This is a genomic window from Paenibacillus xanthanilyticus, from assembly GCF_042682185.1.
In the GTDB taxonomy this organism is placed as follows: Bacteria; Bacillota; Bacilli; order Paenibacillales; family Paenibacillaceae; genus Paenibacillus_Z; species Paenibacillus_Z xanthanilyticus.
Window position 1 is genome coordinate 389,820 of record NZ_JBHUHA010000002.1, and the last position, 11,645, is coordinate 401,464.

The following is an 11,645-nucleotide window of genomic DNA, read 5'->3' on the forward strand; positions in this document are numbered from 1 at the left end:
GTCTCTCGGTTCTATCCTTGTCCGATGATCGATGCCTTGCGCACGCCAGGCAGCTTGCGCAGCGAGTCTACCAGCTCGATCGGCGTGCTGCTCATAGGCGACGTATCCACGGTCACGACCACGTTCGCGAAGCCCTGAAGCGGTATGGACTGATGAATGGTCAGAATATTGCCCTCCGAGCCGGCCACAAGTCCAAGCACCTTGGATAGAATGCCGGCGCGGTGCTCCAGGTCGACCGATATGGTTACGATTCGTTCCCTGTCCAGCTGATTGAGCGGGAATACGCCGTCTTTATATTTGTAAAAGGCGCTGCGGCTTAAGCCCGCCCGCTCCACCGCTTCATGGACGGTAGCCGCTTCGCCGCGCTGCAGCATCTCTTTGACGTGAATCGTCTTCACGATTCCTTCCGGCAAAATATCCTCGCGGACGACAAAATAGCGTTCCGGCATGTTTCGTCCTCCCAATAAAGACAACTGTTCACTTATAGTGGACATTATAGCGGATAAATGAGGCGACGGCAATAGGCTTCGACAAAACCGTCGCATCTGCTCCCGGCACATCCGGTTTTATACTCGCAGGAATTCCCCTGATTCACGACAAAGGCTGCTGCGCCCGGCCCGTCCATCATGGAGCCTTGCGCAGCAGCCTCCAGCCGCAGCGTGTTTATTCGTAGAAATAATCGGTGCCTTCGAAGAACTCGAAGGAGAATTCGCCGATATGAACCAGATCGCCGTCTTTTGCGCCGATTTTGCGCAGCGCCTCGTCGACGCCCATCTTACGCAGCGTGCGCGCAAACCGCATAACCGCGTCGTACGTATTGAGGTTGATCCGTTTCATCATGCGCTCCACCGCCGGACTTTCGACGACGAACCAATCGTTCTCGCGGCGTACGGTGAAGGTGTCGTCTTCCTTTTTCTCCATCGTGTACACTTTGCGTTCCGCGACTTCCTTAACCTCTTCGATGAGCGGTGCTTCCGGTACGGTAGCCAGCACGTCGGCCGCTTTGTACAGCAGTTCTTGCACGCCCTGCTTCGTCAGCGAGGAGGCCGGCATGATGTCGTATTCGATCTCACCGCCGAATTCCTTCAGCTGTTCCTTGAAAAGCTCCAGCTGCGCTTCGGCATCAGGCATATCCATTTTGTTCGCCACGATAATCTGCGGACGCTCCGCCAATATCGGATTATAGAGCTTCAATTCTTCGTTGATCTTAATCCAATCCTCGAACGGGTCGCGTCCCTCCGAGCCCGACATATCGATCACGTGCAAAATAACGCGCGTGCGCTCGACGTGGCGCAGAAACTCGTGGCCAAGACCGATGCCTTCATGCGCGCCTTCGATCAAGCCAGGCAAATCCGCCATGACGAACGAGCGGCCGTCGCCTACGTCCACGACTCCGAGATTCGGCGTTAAGGTCGTAAAGTGGTATGCGCCGATCTTCGGCTTCGCGCCAGAGACGACGGAGAGGAGCGTTGATTTGCCGACGCTCGGGAAACCGACCAGGCCGACGTCCGCCATGACTTTCAGCTCCATCGTGATCCAGCGTTCTTGGCCTTCTTCGCCGTTCTCAGCGAAATCCGGCGCCGGGTTCTTCGCCGTCGCGAACCGCATATTCCCGCGTCCGCCGCGTCCGCCCTTCGCTACGACGACCTTCTGACCGTTGCGCGTCATGTCGGCGATGACTTCCTGCGTATCTTCATCAATGATAATCGTGCCCGGCGGGATTCGAACGTACATATCCTCCGCTCCGGCGCCGTGCATCCCTTTTACTTTGCCGCGTTCGCCGCGTTCGCCTTTAAAATGGCGCTGATAGCGAAAATCCATCAGCGTGCGCAGTCCTTCGTCCACGACGAAAATGACGTCGCCGCCCCGGCCGCCGTCGCCGCCCGCCGGTCCTCCGTTAGGGACGTAAAGCTCTCTACGATAGGAAACGATCCCGTTTCCGCCGTCGCCGCCTTTTACAAATACTTTGGCCTTATCTACAAACATGTATGTCCTCCGTTCAATGTGCGAGCTTCGCCTGCAGGTGCAAGCACGCCGGGCTCTGCTCCGATCCGGCCGGCGCCAGACCCGAGCCTTTGACCCGCTGCTTCCAACCCTGCTGCCACTGGGCGGGGTCGTTCAGTTCCCCGCTTAACCGGAACGTGACCAGCAACGCTTTCTCCTCGCGCTCGAACGCGAGCGATAGCTTGGCCGCCTCTCCGCTAGACGGTTTGATGGCAAACCGGTATAAGTTAATAAGCTCCATAATAGCTTCCGCAAACCGATCGTGATCGATTGACAGTTCAGTCAAGTTCAATTCGCCTTCTATGCGTACATCCAGCTGGAGGGAATGCGTCAACGTGCGGAAGGATTGAATGAACGCAATCAGTGAAGGAACGCCGAGTCTTGCAATTTTACTCTCTTCGTTCATTCTCTCTCTTATTTGTTCCACATATTGCACCATTCTATCCGTCTTCCCCATCCTTATGTACCCATACAGCACTTGCAAGTCGTTCATCCAGTCATGTCGATGATGATTAAGCGTTCGCACCGATGCCGATTGCAGCGCATGCGTCATTCTCGCGTGCCGTTGTTCCTGTTCCTTGCGTTCTGCCACGATCCATAAGGCCGCCGCCAGCATGGACCACGCTACGAATACGGCCAGAAGCCAAAGCTCGGACCGCCAAATCAGTACGGCTGCTGCAGGTAGCAACACGGATGCAGCCGCATATAGCTTAATCGATGATAAGCGACTCATGCACACTGTCCTACTTTCCTGTCTTTTCCTTAGCTTAAACAGTATAGCACGACGAGGCGCAAAGTTCACTCCCGCACGTCGTTCGGAGTGCGATTTGCGCCTCGTCGCGCAGCGTCCGGATATGGGCAAAAAACCCCGGCCCTGCAAGCAGGACCGGGGCGGTTTGGGCGATATTACTCCACTGCTGCCGCAACTGGAGCAACTTCGATTGGATACACGCTCACTTTTTTGCGATCGCGTCCCCAACGTTCAAACTTCACGACGCCATCCACCAGTGCGAACAGCGTGTCATCTTTACCGATGCCCACGTTGTTGCCCGGGTGAATTTTCGTTCCGCGTTGACGAACGAGGATGCTGCCGCCCGTTACCGCTTGGCCGTCTGCGCGCTTAGCGCCAAGGCGCTTGGAGTGCGAGTCGCGACCGTTCTTCGTGGAACCTACGCCTTTCTTCGAAGCGAAGAGCTGAAGATTCAGTTTCAACATGGTATTCCCTCCTTCATGTGTCGATTTGTTCACGAACTTCAACATATTTTCCGTAGGAAACCGCAATCGAAGCAAGCATCACTCGCATCGATTCCAGTAATAGTTGGATTCGCTCGTTAACCGTATCGTCCGCTTGAAGCGGAATCACCGACTGCAGCCATCCGCTTCGCATGGAAGCCGGCAGCTCGACGCCGGTTAATTCTTCAATCGCGTTCACGGTGCCTACCGAAACGGTAGAAACGCCTGCGCAGATAATATCCTTGCCGCGCTTCGCATAATCAGCATGTCCAGAAATCGCGAACGAAACGATTCGGTTGTCCTCGGCCGACCGGACGAAAGTAGCGGTAATCATGCCAAATCCCGCAATTAAGCTTGGATTTTGCCGATCGTTACTTTGGAGTACGGTTGACGATGACCTTGCTTACGGCGGTAGTTTTTCTTCGCCTTGTATTTGTAGACGATAATTTTCTGACCTTTGCCGTGCTTCTCAACAGTTGCGGATACGGATGCGCCGGAAACAACCGGAGTTCCTGTCACCAGACCGTTCTCGCTGGAAACCGCGAGGACGCGGTCAAACGTGATGCTGCCGCCTTCTGCTGCGTCAAGTTTCTCGATGTAAAGCACATCGCCCTCTTGGACTTTGTATTGCTTGCCACCAGTTTCGATAATTGCGTACATGGGTGCACCTCCTTATTTTCGAAGACTCGCCTGATACAGGTGTCGCGGATCGCCCGCAAGCTTATACCTGGTCTGCGCGGTATATGTGGATGAAAAGACCAGCTCTCATACGCACCATAGTATTGTAGCATAATCGGCGCATAGGCCGCAACCCTAATATTCGCTACGTGAGCATTGGCGCGGCAGGCACTTTCCCCTTGCCTTTGCACACGCTGCACGCTTCGATACGCTGGGTATGCGCTGTCTCCCGCACCTTCTTGCGCGTCAGCTCGAGCAGGCCGAGCTTCGTCCACCCGACGACTTGACATTTCGTCCGATCCTGCTTGATTAAGGTTTCAAGCCGCTGCAGCACTTCTTCGCGATGCCTGTCCAACTCCATGTCGATGAAATCGATGATGATGATTCCGCCCGTATCGCGAAGGCGGAGCAATCTGGCGATCTGCTCGGCCGCTTCCATATTCGTGCGGAACACCGTATCCTCCAGATCGCTTGTCCCGACATACTTGCCGGTATTGACGTCGATGACGGTCAACGCCTCCGTCGTATCCCACACGAGATCGCCGCCGCTTCCAAGCCGGATTCTCCGCTCGAACGCCTCATTTAGCTGCGCTTTGATCCGATACCGGTCAAACATCGGTTCTGGATGACGGTATTGCTTCAATCTAGGCAGCATTGCCGGCGCCATATCTTTAACCAGCTGTTCCATCTCCGCGTACCTTCTCCGGTCGTCGATCCAGATCTCGTCCGTCTCCGCGGACAAAAAATCGCGTACGAGCCGCTGCGGAAGACTTGCTTCCCTGTGCAGTTCGCAAGGCGCCGCGCTGTTGGCCGCCCGGCGTTCGATATCGCGCCAGCGCTCGCGAAGCAAGGTGATGTCCGCGTCAAGCGCCGCATTCGCCTCGCCCTCGGCGGCCGTGCGCAAAATAACGCCCTCTCCCTGTTCGCGGATTTCGTCGCCGGTTAGGCGCAGCCTTGTCCGTTCGCTCTCGCTGCCCACTTTCTTGGAGACGCCGATATAATCGGCGTGCGGCATGTACACCAGGAAACGACCAGGCAGCGAGTAATGCGTCGTGACGCGCGCGCCCTTGCCACCCAGCGGCTCCTTCACGATTTGCACGATTAACTCCTGTCCATGCGACAGTAAATCCGTGATCGGCGGTTTCTCTTTGGGCTGCCGCTCCAGATGCGGATGCAGCACGTCGTCGATATACAAGAAGGCGTTCTTAGCCAGCCCGATATCCACGAACGCCGCCTGCATGCCCGGCAGCACGTTCATGACTTTCCCTTTGTAGACGCTCCCGACCAGCCTGCCGGTGGTGTCGCCTTTCTCCATGTCGAATTCGACGAGATGACCATTCTGCACGATAGCCGTCTGCAGCGCGTCCTGACTGCCGTGCACGAGCATTTGCTTCATGTTATCCAACCACCTGTCATGCCCATTGTTACTCCTATATTACATGAAAAGCTCCAAAACTGCACGATCGGGCTTCCCATCTTCCAAGTAACCGTTCACGAGCTGCTGTTCGGGCAAGACGGCGAGAATTTGCCCCGTCTCTTCCATGACGACGATGAGATGGTAGCTGTCCCGCTTGAACAATCGGAGCGCGGAGGCGATCGTATGGGCCTTCGAAACGATGATCGGCAGCGCCCATGCGCCTTTGGTCAAGTGACGCGACGCGGATAGTCCCCTGCTGGTGAGGAAGCGGAGAAATAGAAACGGGATATGTCGGTTATAGGTCCAATTGGTCAAGAGGAGAAACAGGCCGACGACGAGCAAATTAGGCTGAATGCCGGTCTGGCCGCCATGCAGCCATGGCAAAACCGCGAACACGACCATCCCCGCGCTTAAAACGAGGCTTACGCGCGCTCCGATGCGCAGCGTCCGGTGGTAGGTTGTCGTTCGGCTGAGCAGCGCGTTCATCAGCTTGCCGCCGTCAAGCGGCAGGATCGGCAGCAAATTGAACAGCGCGATGATCGCGTTCGCCGAGATGACATACTGCGACCATTCCTCGCTCCAAAGCCCTGTCTGACCCAGTCCCCAAGCCGCGGCGGCCATCCAGACGTTCTGAAGCGGACCGGCTATCGCGACGATCGCCTCCTCCTTCGCCGGCACGCCGCTGCCGTCTTCCACTTCCGCCACGCCGCCGAACGGCAGCAGCTTCACTTCTCGCACCGTCCAACCGAACCCTTTGGCCACGGCTACATGACCGAGCTCATGGACGAACACGAGTGCGAAGAGTGTCAGCAGTTCGGTAAAATAACCGGTCGCCACCGAAGCGAGCATGATCAGCACGAATAACGGATGAACGGTCCAGACTGTTCCCTTCCACTTAATCAAACGGAACTACGTCTGCGGGATCGACGTACCGGCCTTTCTCCTTGACGGCGAAAAACAGCATGCTTGTACCGTCGCCGCCCGCCGCCTGCAGGGTACCGATGTCCTGTCCCGCTTCCACCCAATCGCTCTCGGCCACTTGAGCCTCGGCGAGCTTGCCGTAGATCGTCTCCCGCCCGTTAGCGTGTTGAATGACGACCGTTCTCCCGCTCTCCCCGTTCTCCGTCACGAGCGAGACGCGTCCCGTTTCCGACGCCATGACGTTCCCGCCGTCCTTCACGGCGATGTCGATGCCGGATAACGTCTGGGCGAACGACTGCACGATCGTCCCGCCCGTAATCGGCGCTACCACTGGCAGTTGGATCGTCCCTTCCGTATATTGCACCGTCCCTCCGTCTTTGGCGCGGAAAAGCGGTATAAACGATGGGGTACCGGCGAACGTTCGCTCATACCACGACGCGGCAACCTGAAAGTCGATCGTGTCCGTCAGAGCCGCCGTTACGATGGCCTTGCCTCGCTGGGCGGCCGGGTGTTCCGACTGGGCCATCGCGAACAGGATGACGAACAGCACGCCAGCCACCATGCTTTGTATGAAAAAAGCCCGCAATAGCGGCCCGGAACCGTCGCCGGACGCCGGTGGCTGCGCCTCCGTGCCGCCTCGCGCAGGCTTGAGTGCCGTGACCGTTCCCCACGAAGGCTCGGATTCCCATGGATTCGGCCTTTTTTTCCATGCGAGCTCCGGATCCAAATGGGCTGGCGACGTCGTTTTCTCGTCGGCTGCTCCAGGCGTCAATCCCGTCCAGGCGGTCTTTGGCAGCAGATTGTATGGGCCGCTTGCGATCTCATCGTGCGGCGTCGGCAGCGCTTCGCGCGCCTCCTGCTCCATAATTCGCCGTATCCGCTCTTGACGACGCTGTTTCACGCCGTTCCTCGTATCCATGCTTCCATCCCCCCATTAGCCCGGCATCTGCGGACTTTGCCGCTTGGCTATATCGCGACCAGCCTTGCGATGCGCAAGCTTGTTCGCATTCATATATATGAACGAATTGGACGAGATATGTTCGGACGGAAACAGCCATGAGCCTGTTGGGTGTCAATTGAATCGCGCGCAAAAAAAACCGTTCAGCGGGCTTTCCGCTGAACGGCAATATGGTCGAGCTCGTATTTCTCCTGATGGGCTTTCACGCTAAAGACGAGCCCAATACACATCATGTTAAGCAGCAGCGACGTACCGCCGTAGCTAATGAAGGGCAGCGTAATACCGGTAATCGGCATCAAGCCGATCATCATGCCGATATTCTGGAAGATTTGGAACACGTACATGGATACGATCCCGATGATAATGAACGATCCGCGTATATCGTAACACTGGAAGGAGATAAGAATCATCCTGTATATAAGCAAGAAATACAGCAGCAGGACGATCGCGGCCCCTTGGAAGCCAAACTCCTCGCCTACTACGACGAAAATCGCGTCCGAATACGGATAGGGGATAAACTTCCGGTTTTTGGAATCCCCTTTCATATAGCCGTCTCCGGTTAAGCCGCCCGAGCCGATCGCGATTTTGGCCTTATTGGCTTGGTACACTTCCTTGTCCGACGCCTTGTCCGGATTAATAAAGCCGTTGATCCGTTCGTACCAGTGCGTCTTTTCCTTCTCGACCAGGAAATTTTTGATTTCCGTGTTGTACTGGTTGAACATAAAGACGAACAGCACCAAGCTCCCGATTACGATCGTCAGACCCAACAAGACATGCGTATAGCGTACATTGCCGATCCAGAGCATCCCGAGCACGATAACCAGGTAAATAATCGCGTTACCGAGATCCGGCTGAATCATGACCAGCACGAATGGCACGAACGAGAAGGCCGCGATCAGCAGCAGATCTTGTCGAACCCGGAGCGGATCGCCTTGCCTGCGACCCATCAAGAAGGCGATCGTGATGATTAAAATGACTTTCTCCATCTCCGCCGGCTGGAAATTCAGTCCACCGGGCAGCTGGAACCAGCTTCTCGCGCCGTTAATCTCTGGAGCCGTCAAATACACGACCACGAGCAGGATGATGCCAAATACGTACAGGTACACCCATATTTTCAAGAGGATGCGGTAATCGAACAACGTGACCAAGACCATGACCACAAAGCCGATGCCGTAAAAGATTAGCGTCTTGACGTCATAGCTTTTGAACTGGGGGTCGCCATAGGTGGCGCTTCGCACGAGCAGCGTGCTGACGACCATCAGCACGAGCAAGAGCAGCACGATGCCCCAGTCCATTTTCTTTAATTTATCGAGCAAATCCGATCATCCCATTCCGAGAAACTTCCTGAACCGCTTCAAGGCGCTGGACTTGTCCTCAAGCGGCATCAGCGGCACCATATCGCCGAGAATTCGGCGAGCGATATTGCGATAGGCGATCGCGGCGCGGGAAGAAGGATCCATGACCGTCGGCTCGCCGGCATTCGCCGCTTTGATGACTCGTTCGTCATCCGGCACGATGCCCAGTAAATCGATGGCCAATACTTGGCAAATTTCGTCGATATCGAGCATTTCGCCCGAGCGCACCATGTTCGCGCGTATGCGATTGATGATAAGCCTGGCTTGAATGCCGCTCTGCTCCAGCAATCCGATTACGCGGTCGGCGTCGCGAACGGCCGCATTTTCCGGCGTCGTGACGATAATGGCTTTATCCGCGCCCGCGATGGCGTTGCGGAAGCCCTGTTCAATGCCGGCCGGGCAATCGATGATGACGAAATCGTACTCCTTCTTCAGTTCAAGCACGATATCGCGCACCTGTTCGGGCGAAATATCGTGCTTATCCTTTGTTTGCGCCGCGGGAAGCATGTACAGTTCATCGAACCGCTTGTCCTTGACAAGCGCCTGATTCAACCTGCAGCGTCCTTCCGCCACGTCAATGAGGTCATAAATAATCCGATTCTCCAGTCCCATGACTACGTCGAGGTTCCGAAGACCGATATCGGTATCCACCATGCACACTTTCTTGCCCATCAGAGCCAGCGCTGTACCTAAATTGGCAGATGTCGTCGTTTTGCCGACGCCGCCTTTGCCTGATGTCACTACAATTGCCTCTCCCATGACAGACACTCCCCACTTGCCTTATTCACTCCTGCAAGGTGAAACGGCTGACGCCGTCTTGTAGTGGCGTTGCGCGTTTCATTCCGGAGAAATACAAGATAATTTAATAAGCGTCAACCTATAAATGCTTGTATTTCAAGGTGAAACGGCTGACGCCGTTATTCTTCAAGCCATGCGCCGCTTCCGAATTAAACCTATACCTTGAACAGGATCGGTTCCTTGCGCAGCCGGTTTAAATGCGCCATTTTGTCAATCTGCATGACGCCCTCGTTTAAGTACGCGAATTCCATCATCGCTTCACCCGACATCCATTCGTCCGGTGGACGGCTGATGACGTCGGCAATGCGCAGCTGGGTCGGTCTCAGCATGGAAGCGGCGATAACGGCATCGTTCCTTCCGTCCTTGCCGGCATGGGCCATGCCGCGGAGGGCACCCAGCACGTAAATATCCCCTGTGCACAGCAGAGAACCGCCGGGATTTAAATCCCCCATCAAGAGCAGATTGCCGTCATGCTCGATCGTTTGGCCGGATCGGACGATGCCCGTTAAAATCTTAAGATTCTCGCTCGATGAAACTTCCTGCTGCGGAGGGATTTCGCCCTCGATCGATTGCACGAGCAGATTGCCTCTTGCTCGGATAAGCGAACGAATCTGTTCCTTCTCCTCATCCGTCACGACGCGCGCGCCTAGCTTGACATGGACGTGAACGATCGGACCTGTCAGCAGCTGTTGATGCGACTTTTCCAGTTTATATTGAAGCTCCGCTAGCAGTGAGGAAAAATCGCAGGCGTCATCTAGAAGGAAAACGAGCCCTTCCTTTACGCCTTTGATCGTAATATGCTGCTTCTCGGTCACGCCCGTCCCTCCCCCTCTCTCTAGTATACGATTCTTTCCAAGATGCGGCGATTCCTGCTTGCATGCTTCTATTCTTCTTCCTCCTCGGATTTCTTCGCGCCATTCCATTCGAACCAGCGCCTTGCCGGGATGTACATAAGAAGCGCGAAGCCGAATTGGAGGAACAAACTCGGCAAGATATGATTGATAAGCGCCCAATCGTAGGCCATATGATTCAATCGGAACACCTGGTAAATGAAAAACACGATCGTATCATACACATAGGTCGCAAATCCAACGACGACGAGCGCCATCAGAAGCGTGCTGCGCCGACGCTCCACCAACAGTCCCGTCAAATAGCCGACGGCCGCGCCAGCAAAGGCATGCACACCCAAAATATTATTGTAAAACACGATATCCTGCAGCAAACCAAAACCGAAGCCGAGGAAAAGAGCGGCATACCGATTCTTGTATAATGCGGCAAACAGGGCAAACACGAGCGCGAAATGCGGCACGAGCCGGCTGGTCCACGCGTCGGGAAGCAGCCAATAAAAAATCGTCCCTTCCGCGTAAAAAAACAGCAGCATGACGATAACAATGCGCGTCATGCTCATTTGGCCAGCTCCTCCACGTCCGGCACCTTCACGACCAGCACCTCGGTTAAGTGCTCAAAGTCCGCCGCAGGCTTAATCGTGGCTGTATACGTTAAACCGAAATCGCCGACCTGCGCGGATTCAACCGTTCCGATGACCATCCCTTGCGGGAACACGTTCACCAAGCCAGACGTAATAATCGTGTCGCCTTTGACGGGTCTGTAGCTCTCGGAGATCCGCGACATCGACAGCATGCCTGTCTCCGGGTTATAGCCGTCGATAATGCCGAAGGCGTCCTTCTCGTGTCCAAGCACGGTAGCGGCAATCAGCTTCGTATCCGGCGATTTCTCGTCCAATTCGGTAAGCGGCATAACATTGGAATAGAGCGGATCCACGCGGTTCACCAATCCAACGAGCCCCTCGGTCGTGACGACGACCATATTCAGCTTGATGCCGTCCTTCGACCCGAGGTCGATGCGGATCGTCTGGTTATAGGGATCGTTGCTGACCGCGATGACGTGGGCGATCATGTATTCATAATTGTTCATCTCACGCTGGCGCTGGGTGAAAGCCAACGCCTTCTCTAGTTGCGCGATCCGATCTTCCATTCTATTAAACTTGCTCTTGTCCCTTGCGTAGGCCGCGGCCGTCTTGCGCAGCTCTTCGTTCTCCTCGTAGATTCCGCGGAGATTCGCTAAATCTTCAAAGAAGCCCGCTATATAGCCAGCGGGCTTGTAGAACCATTGCTGCACAGCGCCGGATGCGTCCATGATGAAATTTTCGGGCCAGGTTAATTTCTTCCGCTCCCCGATCGAAAATCCCATCACCGCTACGAACAGAACGACGACGATCATTAACACGATAATTCGTCTGTTGCGCATCCAATTAAACAAT

Annotated in this window: 14 protein-coding genes; all 14 read right to left on the reverse strand. The window is 55.4% G+C overall.

The annotated features are described in order from the left end of the window. Positions 1 to 11: 11 nt before the first annotated feature. Positions 12 to 449, reverse strand: coding sequence for an ACT domain-containing protein (locus ACFSKT_RS18860; protein WP_377718653.1), 438 nt, complete (start codon positions 447 to 449; stop codon positions 12 to 14). Positions 450 to 663: 214 nt separating this feature from the next. Beyond that, positions 664 to 1,986, reverse strand: a complete 1,323-nt coding sequence (obgE, locus tag ACFSKT_RS18865; RefSeq protein WP_377718652.1) for a GTPase ObgE — start codon at positions 1,984 to 1,986, stop codon at positions 664 to 666. 13 nt (positions 1,987 to 1,999) lie between these two features. Next, positions 2,000 to 2,737: a Spo0B domain-containing protein gene (locus tag ACFSKT_RS18870; protein WP_377718651.1), complete on the reverse strand. Its 738-nt coding sequence runs from the start codon at positions 2,735 to 2,737 to the stop codon at positions 2,000 to 2,002. Positions 2,738 to 2,910: 173 nt separating this feature from the next. Further along, positions 2,911 to 3,219 carry a 50S ribosomal protein L27 gene (gene rpmA / locus ACFSKT_RS18875; protein ID WP_377495326.1) on the reverse strand — a complete coding sequence of 103 codons (309 nt, stop codon included), beginning with the start codon at positions 3,217 to 3,219 and terminating at the stop codon, positions 2,911 to 2,913. 13 nt (positions 3,220 to 3,232) lie between these two features. Further along, positions 3,233 to 3,571 (reverse strand): ribosomal-processing cysteine protease Prp, encoded by a 339-nt coding sequence (locus ACFSKT_RS18880; protein ID WP_377718650.1) that lies wholly within the window; start codon positions 3,569 to 3,571, stop codon positions 3,233 to 3,235. Positions 3,572 to 3,585: 14 nt separating this feature from the next. Continuing rightward, positions 3,586 to 3,897, reverse strand: coding sequence for a 50S ribosomal protein L21 (rplU, locus tag ACFSKT_RS18885; protein ID WP_377718649.1), 312 nt, complete (start codon positions 3,895 to 3,897; stop codon positions 3,586 to 3,588). A gap of 163 nt (positions 3,898 to 4,060) precedes the next feature. Beyond that, positions 4,061 to 5,311: an Rne/Rng family ribonuclease gene (locus ACFSKT_RS18890; protein WP_377718648.1), complete on the reverse strand. Its 1,251-nt coding sequence runs from the start codon at positions 5,309 to 5,311 to the stop codon at positions 4,061 to 4,063. A gap of 39 nt (positions 5,312 to 5,350) precedes the next feature. After that, positions 5,351 to 6,235 carry a site-2 protease family protein gene (locus tag ACFSKT_RS18895; RefSeq protein WP_377718647.1) on the reverse strand — a complete coding sequence of 295 codons (885 nt, stop codon included), beginning with the start codon at positions 6,233 to 6,235 and terminating at the stop codon, positions 5,351 to 5,353. Beyond that, on the reverse strand, positions 6,228 to 7,172 hold the full coding sequence (locus tag ACFSKT_RS18900; protein WP_377718646.1) for a peptidoglycan DD-metalloendopeptidase family protein: 945 nt from the start codon (positions 7,170 to 7,172) through the stop codon (positions 6,228 to 6,230). Before ACFSKT_RS18900 ends, ACFSKT_RS18895 begins: the two co-directional genes overlap by 8 nt. A gap of 182 nt (positions 7,173 to 7,354) precedes the next feature. Then, positions 7,355 to 8,527 carry an FtsW/RodA/SpoVE family cell cycle protein gene (locus tag ACFSKT_RS18905; RefSeq protein WP_377718645.1) on the reverse strand — a complete coding sequence of 391 codons (1,173 nt, stop codon included), beginning with the start codon at positions 8,525 to 8,527 and terminating at the stop codon, positions 7,355 to 7,357. 6 nt (positions 8,528 to 8,533) lie between these two features. Then, on the reverse strand, positions 8,534 to 9,325 hold the full coding sequence (gene minD / locus ACFSKT_RS18910; RefSeq protein ID WP_377718644.1) for a septum site-determining protein MinD: 792 nt from the start codon (positions 9,323 to 9,325) through the stop codon (positions 8,534 to 8,536). Between the two features lie 194 nt (positions 9,326 to 9,519). Continuing rightward, positions 9,520 to 10,179: a septum site-determining protein MinC gene (gene minC / locus ACFSKT_RS18915; RefSeq protein WP_377718643.1), complete on the reverse strand. Its 660-nt coding sequence runs from the start codon at positions 10,177 to 10,179 to the stop codon at positions 9,520 to 9,522. 68 nt (positions 10,180 to 10,247) lie between these two features. Further along, positions 10,248 to 10,772, reverse strand: coding sequence for a rod shape-determining protein MreD (gene mreD / locus ACFSKT_RS18920; protein ID WP_377718642.1), 525 nt, complete (start codon positions 10,770 to 10,772; stop codon positions 10,248 to 10,250). Continuing rightward, the gene (gene mreC / locus ACFSKT_RS18925; protein ID WP_377718641.1) at positions 10,769 to 11,632 is read right to left on the reverse strand and encodes a rod shape-determining protein MreC; all 864 of its coding nucleotides are present in this window, start codon (positions 11,630 to 11,632) and stop codon (positions 10,769 to 10,771) included. Before mreC ends, mreD begins: the two co-directional genes overlap by 4 nt. Between the last annotated feature and the right edge of the window lie 13 nt (positions 11,633 to 11,645).